We start from the raw sequence: 24951 nt of genomic DNA on the forward strand, positions 1-24951 counted from the left end.
ACCGAGACTATCCGTTGCCCCCGACACTCCAGATCACGCCGAGCTGGTCGACCTCGGTGCCGCTGCGGCCGAAGAATCCGGCCAGCCGACCGCCCGGCGGTGCGGTGAAGGTGACCGCCGCCGAGGTGGGCGTACCGGCGGTCAGGACGCGGCCCTGGTCGGTGTCGAGCCGGGCCGAGAAGATCCTGGTCCGGCCGTCCTTCTGCCCCTGGGTGAGGGTGACCTGGGTGATCCGCTCGCCGGGGGCGAGGGTGAGGCTGCTCTCCGTCCCGCCGGTGCCGCCGTGGCGCAGTTGGCCGCCGTCGGCGAGGTCGACGCCGACGGCGTCGAGCCGGGAGCCGCCGCGCAGGGTGACCCGGGTGACCGCCGGGCCGACCCGGTCGGCGTCGGTGAACGGCGTGCCGTGCGGGCCGCCCCAGGTGTCGCTGGCCCGCAGCGTCGGGTCGAGGGTCCAGTCGAACCAGGCGGCGTGCGGGTAGTGGTCGGACAGCGGCCCGCCGGTCGGGGTGAGGAACCGGGCGTGCTCGTTGTGGTAGCGGTTCAGGGCGAGCCGGACCAGCTTGTTGCCCCGGTAGAGGATCTTGTCGACCACCTCGCAGGAGTCGGTCACGTTGGCCTCGTCGCAGACCAGCGCCGGGTCACCGGCGGCCGGCGGCTGGCCGGCCCGTTCCTGCTGCACCCAGACGTCGGTGAGCCCGTTGGCCGCGACCAGGTCGCGGATGTTGTCGCCGGTACGGGTGTAGCGGACGTTCAGGTCACCCATCAGGACCACCGCGTTGCCTGCCGAGTTGGCGGCGACGTACGCGGAGAGCTGGCTGAGGTTGGACCGGCGGGCGGCCAGGTCGGCGTCGGTGGTGCCGGCGTTGGGGTGGGCGTTGTAGAAGTCGACGTAGACGCCCTCGGCCAGCCGGATGCGACTGGCGGTGAAGCCCTTCGGGGTGAGGCAGTCGGTCCCGTTGCAGGAGTTCCACTTCACCCGGGCGAAGTCGCTGTACGGGTAGTTCGACAGCGTGTTGAGGCCGCTGCCGAACGGCACGCCCCCGCTGGTCGGCGTCCGGTACGGGTGCTGGTCGGTGGCGTACAGGTCGGCGTGGTAGTTGAAGTCCTCCTGGACGTGCACGATGTCGTACCCGCCGAGCCGTTCGCCGATCGGCCTGGTGTTCGTCGCCGGGTCGCCGCTGGACAGGATGTCGGGCAGGCCCGCGACGTTGTAGGTGAGCACGGAGAACGCACCCGAGGTGGGGGCGGCGGCGGTCCCGGCGGGGGTGGGGGCGGTCCCGGCGGGGGCGGGGGCCGAGGCGGCGGCCGCACCGGGCGGGGTGAGCGCGACCGCGAGCAGCGTCGCGGACGCGAGCAGACGGACGACCTTCATCGACGATCCAATCTGGAGCGGCGGGACCGGCGGGGGGACCGGTCGGGGCGGGTCGACGGGCGGGCGTCAGCCCGGCACCGGATCGAAAGATATCCACGCGCTCCGACCGGCTCGACACTCCGGAGTAAAGATCCGGCGGCGGCTCGATGGACGTCTTCCGATATCGACGAACGGAGATTACCATCCGGTAACCGAATGTTATTCACGAAAAGATCCCATCCTCATCGGAGGATCGCATGCCCCGTCCCCCCACCGTCCGCCGCCTGCTCGCCGGCCTGACCGCCGGCATCAGCGTCGCCGCCCTGCTCACCGCGACCCCCGCCGCCCCGGCCGGGGCCGCCGCGCCGCGTGCCGCGTTCACCCCCGAGGACTACTGCCTCGGCGAGTGCGGCGACATCCTGCCGCCCGGCCAGAACGGCAACGCCACCCTCGTCGAGGTACTGGCCAACCAGACGCTCGGCACCCTGCCCCGGCACTCCGCCGACCAGCTCGACCGCTACGCCGACCTGGTCTACGGCTACGCCGGGCTACGCGAGGAACAGATCGGCTCGTTCTTCAACGACGCCTCCTTCGGGGTGCCGCAGGGGCAGGTCGAACGCGACTACTCGCCCCGCGCCGACGTCCGCATCCTGCGGGACAAGGCGACAGGCGTCCCGCACGTCACCGGCACCACCCGGGGCGGCACCATGTACGGCGCGGGCTACGCCGGGGCCGAGGACCGGCTGTTCACCATGGACCTGCTGCGCCACGTCGGCCGGGGCACCCTCACCTCGTTCGCCGGGGGCGCCCCCGGCAACCGGGCCCTGGAGCAGAGCGTCTGGCGCAACTCGCCGTACACCGAGGCGGACCTCCAGGCGCAGGTCGAGGCGCTACGCACGAAGGGTCCGCGCGGCCAGCAGCTCTACGCCGACGTGCAGGAGTACATCGCCGGTATCAACGCCTACATCGGCGTCTGCATGGGCGCCCGCAACTGCCCCGGCGAGTACGTGCTCACCGGCCACCTGGACGCGGTCACCAACGCCGGCGGCCCGGAGCCGTTCCAGCTCACCGACCTGATCGCCATCGCCGGCGTGGTGGGCGGCCTGTTCGGCGGCGGAGGCGGCACCGAGATGCAGTCCGCGCTGGTCCGCATCGCCGCCCGCGCCAAGTACGGCGCCACCGAGGGCGACAAGGTGTGGACGGCGTTCCGCAACCAGAACGACCCGGAGACCGTGCTGACCCTGCACGACGGGCAGAGCTTCCCGTACGGCGACGCCTCCCCGGACGCGGCGAGCGTGGCGTTGCCCGACGCCGGCTCGGCCCGGGTCGAGCCGATCTTCACCGACCCGACCGGCTCCGCCGGCAGCACCGCCGCCCCGGCCCGTACCGCCGGCACCAGCGCGTCCGGTGAGCTGGCCGCCGCGCTGTCCGGGCTGACCATCAGCCCGGCGCACCGGGGCATGTCCAACGCGGCGGTGGTCTCGGCCGCGAACTCGGCCACCGGGCACCCGGTCGCGGTCTTCGGCCCGCAGACCGGCTACTTCTCCCCGCAACTGCTGATGGTGCAGGAGTTGCAGGGCCCGGGGATCAGCGCCCGGGGCGCGGCGTTCGCCGGCCTCAACCTCTACGTGCTGCTCGGCCGGGGGCAGGACTACGCGTGGAGCGCCACCTCGTCGATCCACGACATCACCGACACCTACGCGGTGCCGCTGTGCACCACCGACGGCAGCGCCCCCACCCTCGCCGCCGACCACTACCTCTACCGAGGGCAGTGCGTGGCGATGGAGCAGCTCGCGCACGTCAACAAGTGGACGCCGACCCTCGCCGACGGCACCGCCAAGGGGTCGTACAAGCTGGTCGCCTGGCGCACGAAGCTCGGCCTGGTCTCCTGGCGGGCCACGGTGGGCGGCAAGCCGCACGCGTTCACCCAGCTCCGCTCCACCTACCGGCACGAGGCCGACTCGGCGATCGGCTTCCAGATGTTCAACGACCCGGCCCAGATGGGCTCGGCGGACGCCTTCGTCGCCTCGGCCAACAACGTCGAGTACGCGTTCAACTGGTTCTACGTCAACTCCACCGAGTCGGCGTACTTCAACTCCGGGCTGAACCCGGTGCGGGCCGCCGGGTCCAACCCGAACCTGCCGATGAAGGCCGAGCCGGCCTACGAGTGGCAGGGCTTCGACCCGGCGACGAACACCGCCGACTACGCCCCGCTGGCCGCCCACCCCCGCTCGGTCAACCAGGACTACTACGTCAGCTGGAACAACAAGCAGGCCAAGGACTTCGGCGGCGCGGACGGCAACTACAGCTTCGGCGCGGTGCACCGGGCCGACCTGCTGGACCGTCCGCTCAAGGCGGGCCTGGCGGCCGGCCGGAAGTTCGACCGGGGCTCGTTGACCGCGCTGGTCGAGCAGGCCGGCGTGACCGACCTGCGCGGGGCCGAGGTGCTCGACGAGCTGATCCGGGTGCTGGAGAGCCAGCCCGTCGCCGACGCCGCGCTGGCCACCGAGATCAGCCGGCTCAAGGCGTGGCGGCAGGACGGCGCGCTGCGGGTGGAGACGGCGAAGGGGTCGAAGGTCTACCGGCACGCCGACGCGATCCGCACCTTCGACGCCTGGTGGCCGCTGCTGGTCCGGGGGATGTTCCGCGACCAGCTCGGCCCGGACCTCTACCAGTCGCTGATCAACGCGATCCAGATCAACGAGTCCCCCTCCGGGCACCAGCAGGGCGACAGGTCCAACCTGCCGACCTCGGCCAACGAGGCCCAGGCGCACAAGGGCTCGTCCTTCCAGTACGGCTGGTGGGGCTACGTCGACAAGGACCTGCGCGCGGTGCTCGGCGACCCGGTGCGCGGCGGGCTGGGCCGGGGCTACTGCGGGGCCGGGAACCTGGCCGGCTGCCGGCAGGTGCTGCTGGACACGTTGCGGACGGCGGCGGCCACGCCGGCGGCCCAGGTGTACCCCGGCGACGCGAGCTGCGCCGCCGGTGACCAGTGGTGCGCGGACGCGATCATCCAGTCGCCGCTGGGCGGGATCAAGCACGCCACCATCGCCTGGCAGAACCGGCCCACCTTCCAGCAGGTGGTGTCGTTCCCGGCCCGGCGGGGCGACGACCTGACCAACCTGGCCGCCGGCCGGACGGCGACCGCGTCGGGCAGTGAGCTGTTCTTCGGGCCGGGCAAGGCCGTCGACTCGGACCTGGGCACCCGCTGGGCGAGTAGCTGGGCCGACGACCAGTGGCTCAGCGTCGACCTGGGGTCGGCCCGTCGGGTGGGCCGGGTGACGCTGGCCTGGGAGTCGGCGTACGCCCGGTCGTACCGGATCGAGGTGTCGACCGACGGGTCGACCTGGCGGTCGGTGTGGTCGACCACGGCCGGCGACGGCGGCACCGACGTGGCGGCCTTCCCCACCACGACCGCCCGGTACGTCCGGATGCACGGGGTGACCCGGGCCACCACGTACGGCTACTCGATCTGGGAGCTGGCGGTCTACGCGCAGTGAACCCGAACGGCCGGCCCGGAGGACGTCCTCCGGGCCGGCCGGTACCGGTCAGGCCAGCGAGATCTGGTCGCCGTCGATCTTGAGTTCCTTGGCGGCCAGCGGTTTGGTCGCCGGCCCCTCCTTGACCGCGCCGTCGGCGATGGCGAACTTGCTGTTGTGGCAGGTGCAGTTGATCGTCCCGCCGTCGACGTTCGACACCGGGCAGCCCTGGTGGGTGCAGATCGGGTCGAACCCCTTGAACTGCCCCGCCGTCGGCTGGGTGATCACCACGCCCTGCGCCGCGTAGACCTGGCCGCCGCCGACCGGGATGTCACCGGTCCTGGCGATCGCGGCGGCACCGGACCCGCCGGAGGTCGCGGCCGGTCCGCCGGTGGCCGGGGTGGCCGGCTCGTCACCGGAGTCGTCGCCGCAGGCGGTCAGGAGGACCGCCGCCCCCACCGCGCCGGCCCCGGCCAGCAGGGCACGTCGGGTCTGCGTACCGGGCCCGGTCGGCACCTGGTCGTCTGTCATCTCCGGCCTTTCTCTCGACTGCTGCCGCCGGTCGTCGACCCGCGCGGCTCACTGGAGCACACGCACCACTGTGCCCGACGGTTCACCCCGGCCGCCCGGGAACACCCTGCGCAGCGGGCCGACCCGCCGGGTCAGCGGGCCCCGGCCGGCACCTTGCGGGTACGCGCCTTCGGCGTCGAGCCGTTGGCGCGGGCCGCCCGGGTCACCGCCGCCTTCGCGCCCCGGGCCTGGCCGTCGAGCTTGAGCACCGAACGCAGGAACTGCCCGGTGTGGCTCTCGGCGACCTCGGCGACCTCTTCCGGGGTGCCGGTGGCGAGCACGGTGCCGCCCCGGTGACCACCCTCGGGGCCCATGTCGATCAGCCAGTCGGCCGACTTGATCACGTCGAGGTTGTGCTCGATGGTGATCACCGTGTTGCCCTTGTCGACCAGCCCCTCCAGCACCATCAGCAGCTTGCGGATGTCCTCGAAGTGCAGGCCGGTGGTGGGCTCGTCGAGCACGTAGACCGTGCGGCCGGTGGAGCGCTTCTGCAACTCGGAGGCCAGCTTGACCCGCTGCGCCTCACCGCCGGACAGCGTCGGCGCGGGCTGGCCCAGCCGGACGTAACCCAGGCCCACGTCGTTGAGCGTGCGCAGGTGCCGGTGGATGGCCGGGATGGCGGAGAAGAACTCGGCCGCCTCCTCGATCGGCATCTCCAGCACGTCGGAGACGGTCTTGCCCTTGTAGTGCACCTCCAGGGTCTCCCGGTTGTACCGGGCGCCCTTGCACACCTCGCACGGGACGTAGACGTCCGGCAGGAAGTTCATCTCGATCTTGATGGTGCCGTCGCCGGAGCACGCCTCGCAGCGCCCGCCCTTGACGTTGAACGAGAACCGGCCGGGGCCGTACCCCCGGACCTTGGCCTCGGTGGTCTCGGCGAACAGCTTGCGGACGTGGTCCCAGACCCCGGTGTAGGTGGCCGGGTTGGAACGCGGGGTACGGCCGATCGGCGACTGGTCGACGCCGACCACCTTGTCGACGTGCTCCAGCCCGGAGACCCGGGTGTGCCGGCCCGGCACCAGCCGCGCCCCGTTGATCTGGTTGGCCAGCACCGCGTACAGGATGTCGTTGACCAGCGTCGACTTGCCCGAGCCGGAGACCCCGGTGACCGCGATGAGCTGGCCCAGCGGGAACGGCACGGTCAGGTTGCGCAGGTTGTGCTCGCGCGCCCCGTGCACCACCAGCTCCCGCTCCGGCGTCTGCGGCCGACGCTGCTTCGGCGTGGGGATCTCCCGCCGGCCCGACAGGTACGCCCCGGTCACCGACTCGGGATTGTCCAGCAGCGCCGGCACCGAACCGCTGTGCACGATCCGGCCGCCGTGCTCGCCCGCGCCGGGGCCGATGTCGACGATCCAGTCGGCCACCCGGATGGTGTCCTCGTCGTGCTCGACGACGATCAGCGTGTTGCCCAGGCCGCGCAGCCGCAGCAGGGTCTCGATCAGCCGGTGGTTGTCCCGCTGGTGCAGGCCGATCGACGGCTCGTCGAGCACGTAGAGCACGCCGACCAGGCCGGAGCCGATCTGGGTGGCCAGCCGGATGCGCTGCGCCTCGCCACCGGACAGGGTGCCCGCCGGCCGGTCCAGGGAGAGGTAGTCCAGGCCGACGTCGAGCAGGAACCGCAGCCGGGCGTTGATCTCCTTGAGCACCCGCTCGGCGATCATCTTCTGCCGGTCGGTCAGCGCGATGCCGGCGAGCAGCTCGGCCGCCTCGCCCACCGACAGGTTGCACACCTCGGCGATGCTCTTGCCGGCGATGGTGACCGCCAGCACCTCGGGCTTGAGCCGGGTGCCGCCGCAGGCCGCGCAGGGCACGTCGCGCATGTAGCCCTCGTACTTGTCGCGCGACCAGTCGCTCTCGGTGTCGGTGTGCCGACGCTCGATCCACTGCACCACGCCCTCGAAGCCGGTGTAGTAGGAGCGCTCGCGGCCGTACTTGTTGCGGTATCGCACGTGCACCTGGTCGTCGGAGCCGTGCAGGATGATCTTCTGGGCCCGGGCCGGCAGCGCCCGCCAGGGGGTGTCGACGTCGAAGTGCTGGCTCTCGCCCAGCGCCTCCAGCAGGCGCAGGAAGTATTCCAGGTTGTGCCCGGTGGCCCAGGGCTGCAGCGCGCCCTCGCGCAGGGTGCGCTCCGGGTCGGGGACGACCAGCTCCGGGTCGACCTCCTTCTTGGTGCCCAGGCCGGTGCACTCCGGGCAGGCCCCGTAGGGCGCGTTGAACGAGAACACCCGGGGTTCCAGGTCCTCGATCGCCAACGGGTGGTCGTTGGGGCAGGCCAGGTGCTCGGAGTAGCGGCGTTCCCGGGCCGGGTCGTTCTCGGGCAGGTCGACGAAGTCGAGCAGCACCAGACCGTCGGAGAGGCCGAGCGCGGCCTCGACCGAGTCGGTCAGCCGCTGCTTGGCGCCCGGCTTGACGCTGAGCCGGTCGATCACCACCTCGATGGTGTGCTTCTCCTGCTTCTTGAGCTTCGGGGGCTCGGTCAGCGGGTGCACCACCCCGTCGACCCGGGCGCGGGCGTAGCCCTTGGCCTGGAGTTCGGCGAAGAGGTCGACGTACTCGCCCTTACGGCCCCGGACCACCGGGGCGAGCACCATGAACCGGGTGCCCTCGGCCATCGCGAGGACCCGGTCGACGATCTGCTGCGGGCTCTGCCGGGAGATCCGCTCGCCGCAGACCGGGCAGTGCGGCTCGCCGATGCGGGCGAAGAGCAGCCGCAGGTAGTCGTAGACCTCGGTGATGGTGCCGACGGTCGACCGCGGGTTGCGCGAGGTGGATTTCTGGTCGATGGAGACGGCCGGGCTCAGGCCCTCGATGAAGTCGACGTCGGGCTTGTCCATCTGGCCGAGGAACTGCCGCGCGTACGACGACAGCGACTCGACGTAGCGGCGCTGCCCCTCGGCGAAGATGGTGTCGAAGGCCAGGCTCGACTTGCCGGAGCCGGAGAGCCCGGTGAAGACGATGAGGGCGTCCCGGGGCAGGTCGAGACTGACGTCACGCAGGTTGTGCTCGCGCGCGCCACGGATGATCAGACGGTCGGCCACGGTGCGGGTGCTCCCGGAAGAAGAATATGAGGCGGATCTGTCCGCTCCGAGTGGGATCTGAACGGTTTTACGCGGCGCAGAAGGAACGCCTGCGCAACTCTAGCCCCGGGGTACGACAACTTCCCGCACGCCAACATTCCCCCAGCTCACACCGGTCGGCCGACCCGCCTACCCGAGGCCGGCCGACCCGCTGTGTGCGCCCCGTACCCGCTCCGGTTGGTCGGAGCCGGCCGGACCGGGGCGGTCAGAACCCGCCCGGCAGGGGCGGCGTCGTCGGCCGGGCCGGCCGCCGTCGACCACCCCGCCAGCCGCCCCGCCGCTCGGCCGCCAGCCGGCTCTGCCGGCGACCGCTCTCGTACGCCAGCTCCCGCTGGAGCCGACGCCAGCTCTCGAAACGCCGGCCCGGCAGCTCCCCGGTCTCCACCGCCTCGCGCACCGCACAGGCCGGCTCGGCGGTGTGGCCGCAGTCGGCGTACCGGCAGCCGGTGGCCAGCTCGGCGATGTCGGTGAACGCCCGGTCCAGCCCGGCGTGCCCGTCGAGCAGCCCCACCGCCCGGACCCCGGGGGTGTCCAGCACCGCGCCGCCGCCGGGCACCGGGACCAGCGCCCGCCAGGTGGTGGTGTGCCGCCCCTTGCCGTCGACCCGCCGGATCGCCTGGGTCGGCATGACCTCCGCCCCCACCAGGGCGTTGACCAGGCTCGACTTGCCCGCCCCGGAGGGGCCGAGCAGGGCCAGCGTGCGCCCCGGGGCGACCAGCGGACGCAGCGGCGTCAGGCCGGTCCCCCGCTCGGCGCTGACCGGCAGCACCGGCACCCCGGGGGCGAGGGCGGCGAGCTGCCGGGCCACCGCCTGCGGGTCGGCGGCCAGGTCGGCCTTGGTGAGCACCACCAGCGGGGTGGCCCCGGACTCGTGGGCCAGGGCGAGCAGCCGTTCGATCCGGGCGGCGTCCGGCTCCGGGTGCACCGGCTCGATCACCGCGGCGGTGTCGAGGTTGGCGGCGAGCACCTGGCCACTGGCGTCCTTGCCGGCGGTACGACGGATCAGCGCGGTCCGCCGGGGCAGCACCGCGTCGACGGTCACCGGGCCGTCCGGCCAGCGGGCCAGCAGCACCCAGTCACCGGCGCACGGCAGGGCGGTCAAATCACGGGCGGCGGCGGCCAGCACCGCCGGCCCCAGGCTGGCCCGGACCGGTCCGTCCGCGCCGAGCACGGTGCACACCCCCCGGTCGACCCGGGCCACCCGGCCGGGCCGGCGGTCCGGCCGCCGCCGCGCGTACGCCGCCCGTTCGGCGTCGAGGCCGAGGGCGGTCAGATCGATGGTCATGTCATCCTCACCGGGGTCGGAACTGGTCGTGGCGCAACACGCGTACTGCGACCGGCATGATCACCACCCCCGTCCGTCGTCCCGGTACCGTGTCAGGCCGACGGTAGGCCGCCGACCGACGCGCCGAAAGCGAATTCCCCGGCGGCGCAACGCTGTCCGGACCGTTAGGGTCGTGGCGTGACGACGGATCCACTGATGTTTACCGGTGAGGTGGCCGATTCGGCCGCCCGCCTGCTGGACACCGCCGCCGGGCTGGACGCGGCGGCCGTCGCCGCCCCCAGCCTGCTGCCCGGCTGGACCCGGGGTCACGTGCTGACCCACCTGGCGCGCAACGCCGACGGGCTCGTCAACCTGCTCACCGCCGCCCGCACCGGGCAGGACATCCCGATGTACGCAAGCGACGCGGCCCGCGACGCCGACATCGCCGCCGGTGCCGGCCGGCCGCCCGCCGAGCTGCTGGCCGACCTGCGCCGCAGCACCGACCGGTTCGTCGAGGCGGTGGCCGCGATGACGGCGTCGGCGTGGAGCGCCACCGTGCAGGCCCGACGCGGCCCGTGGCCGGCCGCCCTGGTGCCCTGGGCCCGGTGGCGCGAGCTGGAGGTGCACCACGTCGACCTGGCCACCGGCTACCGTCCGGCGGACTGGCCGACGGCGTTCGCCCCGCACCTGCTGCACGAGGTGGCCGGCGGGCTCGCCGAGCGGTCCGACGCGCCCGCGCTGGTGCTGCGGCCCACCGACGGCAACCGGCCGGAGCTGGTGCTGGGCGACGCGCAGGACGCCCCGCAGGTCGCCGGCAGTTGCGCCGCGCTGGCCGCCTGGTTGATCGGCCGCAGCAGCGGCGACGGGCTGACCGTCACCCCGGACGGTGCCCTGCCGACCCCACCGGAATGGATATAGACCGCACATGAGCTACACCGGAGACGTCACCCACGGCGGCCCACCCGCCGTGCGGGAACTGGACCGGCTCACCGTCACCAAGGTGTCGGTCGGCCCGATGGACAACAACGCCTACCTGCTGCGCTGCCGCGACACCGGCGCGCAGGTGCTCGTCGACGCCGCGAACGAGGCGCCCCGGCTGCTCGACCTGATCGGCGACGCCGGGCTGACCTCGGTGGTCACCACCCACCGGCACATGGACCACTGGGTCGCCCTGGAGGAGGTCGTGGCCTCGACCGGCGCGTCCGCCCTGGTGCACGCCGACGACGCCGAGGGGCTGCCGATCGCGGCACAGACCCTGGCCGAGGGCGACACCGTCGCGGTGGGTGACCAGACGCTGGAGGTGATCCACATCAAGGGGCACACCCCGGGGTCGATCGCGCTGCTCTACCGCGACCCGGCCGGCACCCCGCACCTGTTCACCGGCGATTCGCTGTTCCCCGGTGGGGTGGGCAACACCGACCGGGACCCGGAGCGGTTCGGCCAGCTCATCGACGACGTCGAGCACAAGCTGTTCGGCCGGCTGCCCGACGAGACCTGGTTCTACCCGGGGCACGGCGCGGACAGCACGCTCGGCGCGGAACGGGCGTCGCTGCCGCAGTGGCGGGCGCGCGGCTGGTGAGCCGGTGACGGGCCGGCGGTGACCCGTCAGGCGTCGGTCAGCCCGGCTGACCGACGCCTGTCACCGCGCGCAGCCGACGCCTGGTGCCCAGCAGCACCAGGCCGGCCAGCAGCAGGCCGACGGCCATGGTGACCAGCAGCGGGTTGCCGGGCAGCAGCCCGGCCAGGGCCCGCGACGCCGCGCCCAGGGCCAGGTAGAGGCCGGCCCACGCCGCCGCGCCGAACGCGGCGCAGACGACGAACCGGCGGTACGACATCCGCAGACTCCCGGCCGCCAGCGGCAGCAGCGTGTTGAACACCGGCAGGAAGGGTGCGACGAGCACCATCCGCCCGCCGCCGGAGCGCAGCAGTTGCTCGGCGGCCGACCAGCGGCCCTCACCGATCCAGTCGCCGACCCGGCTGTGCCGCAGCCGCTCGCCGAAGATCCGCCCGGCGAGGAAGCTCAGCGACCAGCCGGTGAGGCAGCCGGCGACCACGGCGACGACGGTCGCCACCCCGGCGACCGGCCGGCCCACCCCCACCGCCGCGAGGATCGCCACGTCGCCGGGGACGAGCACCCCGAGCAGCGGTACGGCGTCGGCGAGCATCACCAGCCCGAGCGCCGCCATCAACAGGGCGGTCGGTAGGTCTCCGAGCTGGGCCAATTCGTCGAGCACGAGATGACGCTACGGCCACCGGGCCTCCCGGCGCATCGGGTCGCGACCCTGATCACTCCCCGACTTTTCCGACGGGCTTCCCGGGGCCGCGCGACGGCGTGGCCCGGGGGCTCCCGACGGCGTGGCCCGGGGCCTCCCGACGGCGTGGCCCGGGGCCTCCCGACGGCGTGGCCCGGGGCCTCCCGACGGGGGTGGTTCAGCGGGGGCGGAGCACCTGGACCCGGCGGACCGGGGAGTCGACGGAGGGTTCGGTGGTCGGCACCGGGTAGCTGGCCACCACCTCCAGCTCGTCCGGCGGCAGGTGTCCCCGGTCCGGGTCGCCGACCAGCACCTGCGCCCCGCCGTCGGCGGCCCGCCGCAGGTACGGCAGCACCCGTACGGCGAGGTCCCGGTCGTAGAGGACGTCCCCGGCGACGAGCAGGTCGGCCTGGGTGCCGTCGTCGTCGAGCAGGTCCTGGTGGCTGGCATGCACGTGGACCCGGTTGGCCCGCGCGTTGACGGTGACCGCCGCCACCGCGTAGGGGTCGACGTCGTTGGCGACGACCTGACGGGCACCGGCCAGGGCGGCGGCGATGGCGACGAGTCCGGAGCCGGCGGCCAGGTCGAGCACCCGGCGGCCGGCGGCGAGGTCGGGATGGTCGAGCAGGTGGCGGGCGAGGGCCTGCCCGCCGGCCCAGGCCGACGCCCAGAACGGCGGGGGCAGGGTGTGCCCGGCGCTGGCCTCCATCCGGGCCCACCAGACGATCGCGTCCTCGGCGAGGTGCAGCCGCACCTCGGGGACGAAGGGGGTGGGCACCAGCCGCAGCCGGTCCAGCCCGTCGCCCGGCGCGTCGATCTCGCGTTCCAGCTCGGTCAACGCGTCGACGCGCGGTCGGTTCACCGGTCGAGTGTGCCGCAGCGGGCCTCCCGTCGGGCGGCATTCCGGCGACCTGCGAGTTTCCGTCCGCATCCTGCGGCTTTTCAGCCGGCAAAAACCGCCTCGGCCGGCTACTGTCGGGGCAGTACAGGGCGATCATCCGCCGCAGCGGCGGGGTCACCCGTTGTAAACAGGGAGAGATGCATGGCAACCGGCACGGTCAAGTGGTTCAACTCGGAAAAGGGCTTCGGCTTCATCGAGCAGGACGGCGGGGGCCCCGACGTCTTCGTTCACTACTCGGCGATCGCCACCAGCGGCTACCGGGAACTGCAGGAGGCCCAGAAGGTCGAGTTCGATGTGACCCAGGGGCAGAAGGGTCCGCAGGCGGAGAACGTCCGCCCGCTGTAAGTCTCCGTGCCGGTGGCGGCGGCCCGGGGCCGCCGCCACCGAGCGCTCCCGGCAACCGTCGACCCCGCTGCCGGTTTCACTGCAACCCGGCCGGGTGTTCCCGGGCCGGGCTATGCCTCGTCGACCGCGCTGCGGTCGGTGCCGCGTCGCCGGCGGGCCCGGGTCAGGCCCCGGTCAGGGTCGCTTGGCGTGGCGCAGGAACGACCGCCAGGCGGCCGGTGCGAAGGTGAGCACCGGGCCCGACCGGTCCTTGCTGTCGCGGACGCCGACGACGCCGGGCAGGTTGGCGGCCACCTCCACGCAGTCGCCGCCGTTGCCGCTGCTGCGGGTGCTCTTGTGCCAGATCGCGCCGGTCAGGTCCATGAATCTGCCGCCTCCGAGATCAGCTTGATGGTGGCCCCGTGGGGCAGCGCCTCCGCGCGCACCGACTCCCAGGTCCGTCGCAGGGAGTGTACGTCCGCCGTCCGTTCGATGATCGATCCGTGTAGCTGGTTGTCGAGGTAGGCGACGTCGTCGCCCTCCGGCGGGGTGGCGATCACGAACGCGCCGTTGAGCCCGGGGTAGACGCCGGTGCCCCTCGGCACCAGGTGCAGGTGCACCCGCGGCCGGTCGCCGATCTCCCGCAGGTGCAGCAACTGCTCCCGCATCACCTTCGGCCCGCCGACCGGGCGTTCCAGCACGGTGTGGTCGAGCACCGCCACGAACAGCGGCGGGGACGCCCGGTGCAGGATCTCCTGCCGGGCCAGTCGCGCCGCGACCTGCTGCTCCACCTCGTCGCCGAGGAAGTGGCTCGCCCCCTCGTGCAGCGCGCGAGCGTAGTCCTCGGTCTGGAACAGGCCGGGCACCACCAAGGGCTGGAACGAGCACAGCGCGGTCGCCTGAGGCCGGTCATCAGCTCGGCCAACTCCACCCCGGGCGACGCCCGGAGCTGACCGACCGCTTCCTCACCTGGGCCCGAGCCCGGGGATGAGCGCCGACAGCCGTGTGCACCCCTTCCGCAGGAGGCGGGGCGGAGGGGGTGCACACGGGGTCCGGGTCAGGCCACCAGCCGCTTGGCCAACTCGTCGGCGACCTGCTTGGCGATGGTGGGCGGGATGGCCGCGGCGATCTTCTCCGGGGTGAGCCCGGCCAGGACGCCGGCCACGATCGCCTGCTCGTCGGTGAAGTCCTTGTTGGCCAGTACGGTCAGCGCGGTCTGCAACGAGGCCAGCTGCGCGCCGAGCGACTTCAGGCTCGGGTGCGGGACGACGAAGTCCGGGTTGGTGTGGTCCTCCCCCATCGCCATCCGGGTGTAGATCTGACCCACCGGATTGCGGCCGTCGAGGACGGTCAGGTTCTTGTGGACGGTCTCCAGCCAGGCGTGCTCTTCGGGTGTCATGTCGGTGTCCTCCAGTAGTCCGATGCCGGTCAGGTAGCGCCGGAACAGCGGGGTCTGGTCCCGTCCGGCCTTGGTCGAGTCGCGGAAGAAGCTGAAGTGGGTGTGCCACAGGTGCGAGTCGTCCCCGGAGCTGCGCTTGCCCAGCCGGTCCCACCGCCTGACGACCTTGCCGTCCGGGCTGTAGATGATCTCCCGCAGGTCGCGGCTGTCCGGCGTGTTCGCCCGGCACTGGGCTACGCACCAGGTGGAGAACGTCTGGAGGTTGTGCGTGGCGCCCCCGGAGCGCACGGTGAACGTGCCCACGTCCAGCCCGGAGGCGTAGAGGGTGAGGCCGCCGGAATCCCGGGGCGACTCCACCACCGAGTAGTCGTTGGTGACCACCCGGTCGGAGCCGCAGTGGTAGCCACCCCGGTGGGCCGGGTCACCGACGATCCCCACCGCGGCGGGGTCGAGGCTCTTGATGGTGTCGAGCAGGAGCCGGCGGACTGCCAGCAGGTTGGCCGGAGCCGTCGTCATGACGTCCCCTCTCCGCGGCCGGCCCAACGGTGCCGGCTGCTTCGGCATCAGGCCAGGGTCGGGAACCGTCGTCACTCCACGTAGGCGGTGTCTGCGGGGAGAACGGGGCCCGACCGCTGGTGCACGTCATCGAGCGTTGCGAAAGACGATAGCCCTGGTTGCCAAAAAAGTCCCAGCTCAGACGGGTTGTCTACAGATAGGTCCAAGCTGGGAGCCGGCTGGGACCACCGGCAGCACGAGCCGCGACGGATGCGATGGATCATGCAGGATCTGCCGGGTTCCAGCGCGGAGTGTGATCGCCGCGCCGAGCGGCTCCCCGGTCCCGGGGTTGCGCGCGTAGCGGGGATGGGCACCCCCGGACACCTGCACCCGCAGCCGGTGACCGGCCGCGAACCGGTGCGCCACCGGCCACAGCGGCACCGGCACCCGGGTCACCCCGTCCGGGTCGACCGGGAACCGGCCGGGGGCCACCCGGACCAGGCCGTCGCAGACGTTCCAGGACCGGCCGCGCCGGTCCACGTCGCACAACCGCACGAAGACGTCCAGGTACGACAGTTCGCTGCGGACGTGGATCTCGGCGTGCACCGGGCCGACCACCTCGACCGGCCCGGTCAGCACCGCGCCCGTGTAGACCAGCACGTCGGGCCGGGCCTCGACGGGGCGGTTGTCGACCGGGCCGGCGCGCTGGGCCACCAGCAGCGGGCCACCCAGCGACGGGGTGGGGTCGGCCGGGTCGTACCGGATGGTGTCGGGGGCCGATTCGGCCGGCGGCTGCGGGTCGAGCCGGCCCCCGGCGTGCAGGTGCCAGGGGGTCGCGGTGGCCGGCGGCGGCCACTCGGGCAGGTCCCGCCAGCCGCCGCCGTCCCCGCCGACGTGCACCCGCACCGGGGCGCGCGGCGACGGCGGCCGGCCGTGCAGGTGGGCGTCGAGCCAGCCCAACCCCTCCCGCAGCGCCTCGGCCAGCAGGCCGGGGCTGCCGTGCGTCCACGGGCCGACGGTGAGCCGGGTGGGCACGCCCGCCGCCCGCAGCGCGGCGTGGTCGGCGAGCTGGGCGGGGAGGAAGATGTCCTGCCAGCCGCTGACCATCGTCACCGGGGCGCGCACCTCGGCGATCCGCGCGCCGAAGACCCGGGTCCGCCAGTAGTCGGCGTCCGGGGTGTGGTGGCGCAGCCACTCCTGGAAGAACGGCACGGTCACCCCGGTCGCCACCCGGTCGGCCTCGGTCAGCGGCAGGTGGGCCAGGGCGGCGGCCAGCCGGGGCTGTCCGCGCTTGAGTTCCCACTGCCGGGCCAGCCACGGCACGGTCTGCGCCTGGAGCAGCTCGGCCCAGGTGAGCACCGTGTCCAGGGCGAAGGACTCCCCCGCGTACGTCGAGTCGCGGGTGGCCGAGGCGGTGACCACCGCGACCATCGCGGCCAGCTCCTCCCCCGCGTCGGCGGCCAGCGCCCACTGCACGAAACCCTGGTAGCTGGCCCCGAACATGCCGAACCGGCCGGTGTACCAGGGTTGCCGGCGCAGCCAGTCGACGGTGTCCAGGCCGTCGTCGCGCTCGTGCACCAGCGGGTCGAACAGCCCGTCGGAGCCGTCGGTGCCCCGGCAGGACTGGATCACCAGGTGGAAGCCGCGACCGGCGACGAGCCGGCCGAGCAGCCGCATCGGCCCGCCCCGCCCGTACGGGGTGCGGATCAGCACGGTCGGCGCGCCGGGCAACCGGGGGGCGTAGTGGTCGGTGCGCAACCGCGCCCCGTCGCGGGCCCGGACCGTGAGGCCCCGGGTGACGTCGACCCGGTGGGTGGCGGCGGCCGGCAGGCGCAGCACGGCGGCGGCGAGGCGGGCGAGCGACAGGTCCGGCACGGCGCTCAGTCCACCGGCCGGCGGGACGGCTCGGCGCGGGCGGCCCGCATCGCGTCGCGGTGCTCCCGCATCGAGGCGACCATGGTGGCCAGGAACCGGTGCACGACCGCCAGCTCGTCGTCGGTGAACCGGGCCATCACCTCGTCGGTACGCCGCCCGAGCGGGCCGAAGAAGCTCATCGCCAGGGCGGCCCCCTGGTCGGCGTAGTGCAGGAACACCTTGCGCCGGTCGGCGGTGTCGCGGTCGCGGCGGATGTGCCCGGCGCGTTCCAGCCGGTCGACGAGCGCGGTCACCGACCCGGAGGAGAGGTTGAGCTGTTCGCCGAGCCGGCCGGGGGTGATCGGGTCGCCGAGCAGTTCGGCGTCCATGACGGCGATCAGGGCGTGCAGGTCGGTCGGGTTGAGCCCGTGCAGGTTGGCGAACGCGTGCCCGATGTGCTGCGCGTCGACCGAGTATCGCCGCAGGTCGTTGGTGATGTCGGCCACCATCCGCCCGCGCGGGTCGTCCCGCCGCCGATACATCCCGTGCGTTGCCACGCCCGCCGTTGCCCCCTGTCGCTGTGTCCGGTTGCAGCATAGAACAACGGCCGATAATCTCGGCTATCAAGATACTCGAAGGGCGGGCTATCTTGCCGTCCGCGTTCCCACCGACAGACCACGAGGGCCTCCGATGTCTCTGTTCACCCGCGTCGCCCGCAGCCGGCTCGCCGCCTGGCTCACCGTGGCCGCCGCGATCGTCGTCGGCGCGGTCGTCTTCGGGCTCCCCAAGCCCGACAACCCCGCCCCCGTCTCGGCCACCGGCCTGTCCGTGCAGTGGCAGTCGACCCAGGTGGAACGCCTCCAGGACCAGCTACCCGACAACGACGTCCAACCCGCGATCGTCGTGGTCAGCCGGAACGACGGCAGCCCGCTGACCGACACCGACCGGGCCGCCGTCACCGACCGTTCCGGCGCGTTGGGCCGGCTCGCCGTCGGCGGACAGGTCAGCCCGCCGCAGGTCTCCCCCGACGGCACCGTCGCCCTGCTCGCCGTCCCGCTGGACACCGCCGGCGGCCAGCAGGCCGTCGCCGACGAGGTGGCGAAGGTCCGCGACGCCGTCGGCGGCCTGCCCGACGGGCTCACCGCCGCGGTCACCGGCGCACCCGCGTTCACCGCCGACCTGACCAAGGTCTTCGAGGGTGCCGACCTCACCCTGCTCGCCGTCACCGCCGGCGTGGTCGCCCTGCTGCTGCTGGTGACCTACCGCAGCCCGTTCCTGTGGATCGTGCCGCTGATCGTCGTCGCCGCCACCGAACAGCTCACCCTGCGGGCCGTCGACACCATCGTCCCCGCCGTCGGCATCAACCTCCAGGAGGGCGCGGTCACCGGCATCGCCAGCGTGCTGGTCTTCGGCGCCGCCACCGACTACGCCCTGCTGCTCATCGCCCGCTACCGGGAGGAACTGCGCCGCGACGAGGACCGGTTCGCCGCCATGCGCGCCGCCGTACGCCGGACCGCCGAACCCATCCTCGCCAGCGGCGGCACCGTCGTGCTCGGCGTGCTCACCCTGCTGCTGTCCGAGCAGGAGACCAACCGGGCGCTCGCCGTGGCCTGCGCCACCGGCGTCGTGTTCGCCATGCTCTCCGCGCTGTTCGTGCTGCCCGCCGTCCTGGTCATCTTCGGCCGGGGACTGTTCTGGCCGTTCGTGCCGAAGGTCGGCGGCCCGGCCCGGGAGGGCAGGCTGTGGGGCCGGCTCGGTGCCGCCGTGGTCCGCCGCCCGCTGCCGGTCGCCGCGCTGTCCACCCTGCTGCTCGCCGGCCTCGCCCTCGGCGGGCTCACCCTGCGCACCGGGCTGTCCGAGACCGAACAGTTCCGGGTCAAGCCCGAGGCGGTCGCCGGAGCCGAGACGCTGGCCCGCGCCTTCCCCGCCGGCACCACCCAGCCGGTGGCGGTGCTCACCAACCCGGCCGCCGCCGCCGAGGTCACCCGCACCGCCGCCGCCGTGCCCGGGGTCGCCTCCGCCCGGCCCGGCGTGGCCGGCACCGCCGTCGCCCAGGTCGACGTGGTGCTCACCGACGAACCGGGCAGCCCGGCCTCCGACCGCGCCGTCGAGGCGCTGCGTGCCGCGGTGGCCGCCGTGCCCGGTTCCGCGCCGCCGACCGTCGCGGGTGCCGGACCGGCCGAGGGGGCGCTGGTCGGCGGCACCGTCGCGGCCACCTACGACTCCGACGAGGCCAACACCCGGGACCTGTGGCTGATCCTGCCGATCATCCTGGTGCTCGTCTTCGCCGTGCTGGTGGCGCTGCTGCGCGGCCTGCTCGCCCCGCTGCTGCTGGTGCTCACCGTGATCGCGTCCTTCTTCGCCAGCCTCGGCGCGGCGTGGCTGCTCTTCGACCACGTGCTGGGCTTCCCCGCGCTCGACAGCGGGGTGCTCCTGCTGGCCTTCGTGTTCCTCGTCGCGCTCGGCGTGGACTACAACATCTTTCTGGTCACCCGGGCCCGCGAGGACGCCCGCCGGGCCGGCACCCGCGACGGCATGCTCTCCGCCCTGCGCGTCACCGGCGGGGTGATCACCAGCGCCGGCATCCTGCTCGCCGCGGTCTTCGCCGTCCTCGGCGTGCTGCCGCTGATCCTGCTCACCCAGATCGGCATCATCGTGTGCCTCGGCGTGCTGCTCGACACGCTGCTGGTGCGCACCGTGCTGGTGCCGGCGCTGGCGTTCCTGCTCGGCGACCGGTTCTGGTGGCCCGGCCGGATCGCCCGGGAGGCCGACGACGACGCCGTGGGGCCCACGCCCGCGCCGGCTGTCGCCGCCCGGGACTGACCCGCCCACCCGACCCGCCGCCCGGCCGGGGGTCCCCACCTGCACCGGTGGGGGTTCCCGGCCGGGCGGCGTACCCGGGTGGATGTGTCGCCCGTCACGGCCGCTCCGGTCACCGGGAGCAGTGCCCGGACGGGCCCGGACGGGCCCGCGTACGCTAGGAGACCGACCAGCAGGGTCGACTCCCCCGGCACCGACAGACCGAAGATCACTGCGGCCTCGTCCGCGGTGACCGTCGCGACGACCAGGTGCCCGGCCGGCCGGTGGGCCGGTCGGCCCGCCGGTGGGCTCGGCAGACCCGCCGCTGGCACGGCCGGAACAGCAGTTCCGGCACAGATCCGGGCGGTGACGGGACGACCCCGACACCTGCCCCGGCAACCGCAGACAGGAGTATGGAGGGTATGCAGCTTCGCACCGACCTCCGCAATGTCGCCATCATCGCCCACGTCGACCACGGCAAGACGACCCTGGTCGACGCCATGTTGCGGCAGGCCGGCGCCTACGGGGCCCGTGGTGAGAACACCGAGCGCGTCATGGACTCGATGGATCTCGAACGGGAAAAGGGCATCACCATCCTGGCCAAGAACACCGGCGTGCGCTACCTCCCGGCCGACGGCTCCGACCCGGTCACCATCAACATCATCGACACCCCCGGCCACGCCGACTTCGGCGGCGAGGTCGAGCGGGGCCTGACCATGGTCGACGGGGTGGTGCTGCTGGTCGACGCCAGCGAGGGCCCGCTGCCGCAGACCCGGTTCGTGCTCCGCAAGGCGCTCAAGGCGCGGATGCCGATCATCCTGGTGATCAACAAGGTGGACCGGCCCGACGCCCGGATCAAGGAGGTCGTGGACGACACCTACGAACTCTTCCTCGACCTGGACGCCGACGAGGAGCAGATCGACTTCCCGATCGTCTACGCCTGCGCCCGCGACGGCATCGCCTCGCTGACCCAGCCCGCCGACGGCTCGGTGCCCGACGACAGCACCAGCCTGGAGCCGCTGTTCCGGACCCTGCTCGACACCATCCCGCCGCCCTCCTACGACGAGGGCGCGCCGTTGCAGGCGCACGTCACCAACCTGGACGCCTCGCCGTTCCTGGGCCGGTTGGCGCTGTGCCGGGTGCGCCAGGGGACCATCGCCAAGGGCCAGACGGTGGCCTGGTGCCGCACCGACGGCAGCACCCAGCGGGTCCGCATCTCCGAGCTGCTGATGACCGAGGGCCTGGAGCGCAAGCCGGCCGACTCGGCCGGGCCGGGCGACATCATCGCCGTCGCCGGCATCCCCGAGATCATGATCGGCGAGACCCTCGCCGACGCCGAGAACCCGATCCCGCTGCCGCTGATCACCGTGGACGAGCCGGCCATCTCGATGACCATCGGCACCAACACCTCGCCGCTGGTCGGCCGGGTCAAGGGTGCCAAGGTCACCGCCCGGATGGTCAAGGACCGGCTCGACAAGGAGCTGATCGGCAACGTGTCGCTGCGGGTCCTGCCCACCGAGCGGCCGGACGCCTGGGAGGTGCAGGGCCGTGGTGAGCTGGCCCTGGCCATCCTGGTCGAGCAGATGCGCCGCGAGTCCTACGAGCTGACCGTCGGCAAGCCGCAGGTGGTCACCAAGGAGATCGACGGCAAGACCTGCGAGCCCGTCGAGCGGCTGACCATCGACGCCCCGGAGGAGTACCTGGGCGCGATCACCCAGCTCCTGGCCACCCGCAAGGGCCGGATGGAGCAGCTGGTCAACCACGGCACCGGCTGGATCCGGATGGAGTGGCTGGTGCCGGCGCGGGGCCTGATCGGCTTCCGTACCGAGTTCCTCACCGACACCCGGGGCACCGGCATCCTGCACCACGTCTTCGAGTCCTACGAGCCGTGGTTCGGTGAGCTGCGGACCCGCAACAACGGGTCGCTGGTGGCCGACCGCTCCGGCGTGGTCACCCCGTTCGCGATGATCAACCTCCAGGAGCGCGGCCAGCTCTTCGTCGAGCCCACCACCGAGGTGTACGAGGGCATGATCGTCGGGGAGAACTCCCGCTCCGACGACATGGACGTCAACATCACCAAGGAGAAGAAGCTCACCAACATGCGGGCCTCGACCTCCGACGAGACCGAGAAGCTGATCCCCCCGCGCAAGCTCTCCCTGGAGCAGGCGCTGGAGTTCTGCCGCGAGGACGAGTGCGTCGAGGTGACCCCGGTCGCCGTACGCATCCGCAAGGTGGTGCTGGACCAGACCCAGCGCGGCCGGATGGCCGCCCGCCGCAAGCACGCCGGCTGACCCACCCGCAGCCCCCGGTCCGTCACCCGGACCCGGTCGGCGGTTTCCGGAACAGACGCCCGCCCCGGCATGATCACAGAGATCACGCCGGGGCGTTCGTCATGGCGGTCGGGTGTCGCTGCGCCGGTCCGGCGGCCGTGCTCAACCGCCGAGAAGAGCGCGCTCACGGATTCGCGGGCCCTGTCCGGTCATCCGGTCGGGTGCGGCGGCTGCCGGCCTCGCGGGGACGGTGACCTTCCGCAGCAGGACATGGCAGATCGGGTACAGCAGAGCCCCGTCCAGATAGTGGCAGAACATGGCACCGAGGTACGACGGGCCGCCCCACGCGTTGCGGGGAAAGTTCGGGTCCAGTCCGGCGAAGACCTGCTTGCCGATGCGCCAGGCCATGTACACCTCCAGCAGCACGAGGAAGGCGACGGCCAGGCCCCGCAGCACACCGACCACGCCGAGGCCGGAGCGGAACGTCGCCCCGATCCGGGCGGCGATCGGACGTCCGAGCGGCGTGAAGACCACCTTCCAGCCGAGCGGGCTGCGGCGGGCTGCCACCACGTACCAGACGGTGACCACGGCGAGGACGACGAGGTGGGGAAGCCACGCCTCGGTCCCCGGGATCTGCGGTTCGAGCTGGGGCGAGCGGTTGAGGTAGGTCACCACGCCGCTGGCCAGTCCTGCGACGGTGGCAACGGTGGCGGTGATGACGGCGGGGCGGGACAGGTGCAGCCGGTGGTTTGTCATGCCCCATACGCTCGGCCACACCGCCCGATCCGCGCGTCGCTCTCCAGCATGATCCGCAGCGTCCCTCCGGGGTCGCCCCGTCATCCTGCAGCATGACGCCCGTACCCGTGAGCCCTGGTTAACGTGATCCACATGCGACTGCGCCGCCCCGGTCTCCCACCGTTCGACCTGCTCGATGTCGCCCTCGCGGTCGGGTCGTTCGGGCTGTTCACCCTTCCCGTGCTGCTCCGTGGCTCCGGACACGCCCCGACGGCGGCGATCGCCGTGTTGGGCGCCGCCGCGACCGTGCCGCTGGTGGTGCGCCGGTCGGCCCCGGTGCTGGTGCTGGTCACGGTGTCGCTGGTCCTCGTCGTGGCGGCGGTGGCCGATGTCGGGTTCACCGTGTTCCACAGCAACGCGGGCCCGGCGCTGGGCATCGCGGTGCTGACGGTGGCCGACCGGCTGCCGCCCGCCCGGTCGCTGCGGGCGAGCGTGGCCGCGGTCGGGCTGGTCACCGTGGCGGAGGTGACCGCCATGCAGATACATCCGAGCACCGGGCAGAACGCGATCCAGCTGGTGCTCGCGATCCCGGCGTGGTTGCTCGGGTACGCGTTCGGTGCCCGCCGGCAGGCGGAACGACGGTTGCGCGCGGAGGAGCAGGAGCGGGCGCGGGAGGCTGAGCGTCGGGTCCGCGCGGAGGAACGGGTGCGGGTGTCGGCGGACGTCCACGACATCGTGTCGCACACGCTGAGCATGATCGCGGTGCGGTCGGGGGTGGCGCGGATGGTGCTCGAACAGCGGCCGGACGAGGCACTGGTCGCGCTGTCGGCGATCGAGACAGCCAGCCGCAGCGCGCTGGACGAGTTGCGCGCGGTGCTGCACTCGTTGCGCGACGTTCCGGGCGACCCACGGCGCACCGGCGGCGCACTGGACGTCGGCCCGGCCGCCGAGCGGCCGACGCTCGCCCACCTCCGTTCGCTCGTCGGCAACCTGCGTGACGACGGCTATCCGATCACCCTCACGTTGGCCACGGACGCCGCCGCATCGCCACCGGTCGAGGAGTCGGCCTATCGCGTCGTGCAGGAGGCTCTGACGAACGTGGTACGCCACGCCGGCCGGGTGGCGACATCCGTCGAGGTCGGGCAGGACCCGCACGGGCTGAGTATCGCGGTGTCCAACTCCGCCCCGGTCGCGGGCACGTCCGGGGCCGGCCACGGTTCCGGACACGGCCTGGCCGGGATGCGCGACCGGGTCGCCCTGTACGACGGCACGGTCACGGCGGGACCGCGTCGCGACGGTGGTTTCGCGGTGCTCGTCCGTTTCCCGTCAGGGCCGGTGGACCGGTCCGGAGACGTCGACCGGGACGGGGCGGACAGCCGTGGGTGACCTCGACGCCGGCACCGGCGGCTCGACGGCACCGGTCCGGGTGCTGGTCGTGGACGACGAGGCGTTGGTCCGCGCCGGGTTCCGCGTCCTCCTGGAGGCCTCACCGGGGCTCACGGTGGTCGGCGAGGCGGCCGACGGTGCCGCCGCGGTCCGCCAGTGCCGCGCGCTGAAGCCGGACGTCCTGCTCATGGACATCCGCATGCCGGTCATGGACGGCCTGGAAGCCACCCGCCACATCGCCGACGACGACCGCATCGACGCCCGCGTACTGATCGTCACGACGTTCGGGGAGGACGAACACGTCTTCGCCGCGTTGCGCGCCGGAGCGAGCGGGTTCGTCCTCAAGGACACACCCCCGGAGGATCTGCTCGCCGCCATCCGCATCGTCGCCGGTGGCGAGGCGCTGCTGACCCCACGGGTGACCACGCGGCTGGTCGCCGAGTTCGTGCGCAACACCTCCGTCCGGAGCACCCCGGTGACCCGCCCGGACGGGCTTAGCGACCTGACCGAGCGGGAACGTGAGGTGCTCGTCCAGGTCGCGGCCGGAAAGTCGAACGCGGAGATCGCCGACGACCTCACCGTCAGCCTCAACACGGTGAAGACCCACGTGAGCCGGCTGCTGTTCAAACTGTCGGCCCGCGACCGGGCACAACTCGTCGTGTGCGCCTACGAGTGCGGTCTGGTGACACCAGGAAAGTAGGGGGCAGCGGGTCACGGCGGCGCGACGACACCGCCGGCACGTCCCGGCACCCTCCCGGGAGCCGCCGGGCCGTCCCGGTGGGCCGGATTCGGCTA

20 protein-coding genes are annotated in these 24951 nt (G+C 73.0%); 8 read left to right on the top strand and 12 right to left on the bottom strand.

The window, feature by feature from the left end:
- Positions 1-7 precede the first annotated feature (7 nt).
- Positions 8-1372, bottom strand: a complete 1365-nt coding sequence (locus ACN261_RS30830; RefSeq protein ID WP_425853497.1) for a jacalin-like lectin — start codon at positions 1370-1372, stop codon at positions 8-10.
- A gap of 236 nt (positions 1373-1608) precedes the next feature.
- On the opposite strand from ACN261_RS30830, the gene ACN261_RS30835 reads away from it, so the two are divergent.
- Positions 1609-4851 (top strand): penicillin acylase family protein, encoded by a 3243-nt coding sequence (locus ACN261_RS30835; RefSeq protein WP_425853498.1) that lies wholly within the window; start codon positions 1609-1611, stop codon positions 4849-4851.
- Between the two features lie 48 nt (positions 4852-4899).
- Here the strand turns inward: ACN261_RS30835 and ACN261_RS30840 are convergent, their stop codons facing one another.
- The 3 genes from ACN261_RS30840 to rsgA all read right to left on the bottom strand — a co-directional run bounded on the left by ACN261_RS30840 (position 4900) and on the right by rsgA (position 9762).
- Positions 4900-5361 carry a Rieske (2Fe-2S) protein gene (locus ACN261_RS30840; protein WP_204926078.1) on the bottom strand — a complete coding sequence of 154 codons (462 nt, stop codon included), beginning with the start codon at positions 5359-5361 and terminating at the stop codon, positions 4900-4902.
- Positions 5362-5492: 131 nt separating this feature from the next.
- Positions 5493-8438 carry an excinuclease ABC subunit UvrA gene (uvrA, locus tag ACN261_RS30845; protein WP_421483348.1) on the bottom strand — a complete coding sequence of 982 codons (2946 nt, stop codon included), beginning with the start codon at positions 8436-8438 and terminating at the stop codon, positions 5493-5495.
- 244 nt (positions 8439-8682) lie between these two features.
- Entirely contained in the window at positions 8683-9762 is a 1080-nt protein-coding gene (gene rsgA, locus ACN261_RS30850) for a ribosome small subunit-dependent GTPase A (RefSeq protein ID WP_425853499.1), read from the bottom strand.
- A 177-nt stretch (positions 9763-9939) separates the two neighbouring features.
- On the opposite strand from rsgA, the gene ACN261_RS30855 reads away from it, so the two are divergent.
- Complete coding sequence (locus ACN261_RS30855; protein WP_425853500.1) at positions 9940-10659, top strand: maleylpyruvate isomerase family mycothiol-dependent enzyme; 720 nt, start codon at positions 9940-9942, stop codon at positions 10657-10659.
- A 7-nt stretch (positions 10660-10666) separates the two neighbouring features.
- On the top strand, positions 10667-11320 hold the full coding sequence (locus ACN261_RS30860; RefSeq protein ID WP_204926074.1) for an MBL fold metallo-hydrolase: 654 nt from the start codon (positions 10667-10669) through the stop codon (positions 11318-11320).
- Positions 11321-11357: 37 nt separating this feature from the next.
- On the opposite strand, the gene ACN261_RS30865 is transcribed toward ACN261_RS30860, so the two are convergent.
- Together ACN261_RS30865 and ACN261_RS30870 are read right to left on the bottom strand one after the other, a co-directional pair.
- Positions 11358-11975: a DedA family protein gene (locus ACN261_RS30865; RefSeq protein ID WP_204926073.1), complete on the bottom strand. Its 618-nt coding sequence runs from the start codon at positions 11973-11975 to the stop codon at positions 11358-11360.
- Between the two features lie 196 nt (positions 11976-12171).
- Positions 12172-12855: a class I SAM-dependent methyltransferase gene (locus ACN261_RS30870; protein WP_421483352.1), complete on the bottom strand. Its 684-nt coding sequence runs from the start codon at positions 12853-12855 to the stop codon at positions 12172-12174.
- 180 nt (positions 12856-13035) lie between these two features.
- On the opposite strand from ACN261_RS30870, the gene ACN261_RS30875 reads away from it, so the two are divergent.
- Entirely contained in the window at positions 13036-13239 is a 204-nt protein-coding gene (locus tag ACN261_RS30875) for a cold-shock protein (protein ID WP_067314937.1), read from the top strand.
- A 174-nt stretch (positions 13240-13413) separates the two neighbouring features.
- On the opposite strand, the gene ACN261_RS30880 is transcribed toward ACN261_RS30875, so the two are convergent.
- The 5 genes from ACN261_RS30880 to ACN261_RS30900 form a co-directional block, all read right to left on the bottom strand.
- The gene (locus tag ACN261_RS30880; protein WP_145920884.1) at positions 13414-13602 is read right to left on the bottom strand and encodes a DUF397 domain-containing protein; all 189 of its coding nucleotides are present in this window, start codon (positions 13600-13602) and stop codon (positions 13414-13416) included.
- The gene (locus ACN261_RS30885) at positions 13593-14108 is read right to left on the bottom strand and encodes a DUF5753 domain-containing protein (protein WP_425853671.1); all 516 of its coding nucleotides are present in this window, start codon (positions 14106-14108) and stop codon (positions 13593-13595) included. Before ACN261_RS30885 ends, ACN261_RS30880 begins: the two co-directional genes overlap by 10 nt.
- A 167-nt stretch (positions 14109-14275) precedes the next feature.
- Positions 14276-15133 (bottom strand): hypothetical protein, encoded by an 858-nt coding sequence (locus ACN261_RS30890; RefSeq protein ID WP_363793312.1) that lies wholly within the window; start codon positions 15131-15133, stop codon positions 14276-14278.
- A 177-nt stretch (positions 15134-15310) separates the two neighbouring features.
- Positions 15311-16987 carry a CocE/NonD family hydrolase gene (locus ACN261_RS30895; protein ID WP_425853501.1) on the bottom strand — a complete coding sequence of 559 codons (1677 nt, stop codon included), beginning with the start codon at positions 16985-16987 and terminating at the stop codon, positions 15311-15313.
- Between the two features lie 5 nt (positions 16988-16992).
- Positions 16993-17508: a MarR family winged helix-turn-helix transcriptional regulator gene (locus ACN261_RS30900; RefSeq protein WP_302746430.1), complete on the bottom strand. Its 516-nt coding sequence runs from the start codon at positions 17506-17508 to the stop codon at positions 16993-16995.
- Positions 17509-17656: 148 nt separating this feature from the next.
- Here ACN261_RS30900 and ACN261_RS30905 point away from each other — a divergent pair, with 148 nt between their 5' ends.
- On the top strand, positions 17657-19789 hold the full coding sequence (locus ACN261_RS30905) for an MMPL family transporter (protein ID WP_425853502.1): 2133 nt from the start codon (positions 17657-17659) through the stop codon (positions 19787-19789).
- A gap of 398 nt (positions 19790-20187) precedes the next feature.
- Complete coding sequence (typA, locus tag ACN261_RS30910; protein ID WP_088645075.1) at positions 20188-22056, top strand: translational GTPase TypA; 1869 nt, start codon at positions 20188-20190, stop codon at positions 22054-22056.
- 141 nt (positions 22057-22197) lie between these two features.
- On the opposite strand, the gene ACN261_RS30915 is transcribed toward typA, so the two are convergent.
- Positions 22198-22791, bottom strand: a complete 594-nt coding sequence (locus ACN261_RS30915; RefSeq protein ID WP_421483356.1) for a hypothetical protein — start codon at positions 22789-22791, stop codon at positions 22198-22200.
- A gap of 132 nt (positions 22792-22923) precedes the next feature.
- Between ACN261_RS30915 and ACN261_RS30920 the strand changes: the two genes are divergently transcribed.
- Both ACN261_RS30920 and ACN261_RS30925 read left to right on the top strand, forming a co-directional pair.
- Positions 22924-24156 carry a sensor histidine kinase gene (locus tag ACN261_RS30920; RefSeq protein WP_425853503.1) on the top strand — a complete coding sequence of 411 codons (1233 nt, stop codon included), beginning with the start codon at positions 22924-22926 and terminating at the stop codon, positions 24154-24156.
- Positions 24149-24856 carry a response regulator gene (locus ACN261_RS30925; protein WP_425853504.1) on the top strand — a complete coding sequence of 236 codons (708 nt, stop codon included), beginning with the start codon at positions 24149-24151 and terminating at the stop codon, positions 24854-24856. Before ACN261_RS30920 ends, ACN261_RS30925 begins: the two co-directional genes overlap by 8 nt.
- Positions 24857-24951: the final 95 nt, after the last annotated feature.

This window comes from Micromonospora sp. WMMD723, assembly GCF_049863385.1.
Classification (GTDB): Bacteria; Actinomycetota; Actinomycetes; order Mycobacteriales; family Micromonosporaceae; genus Micromonospora; species Micromonospora wenchangensis.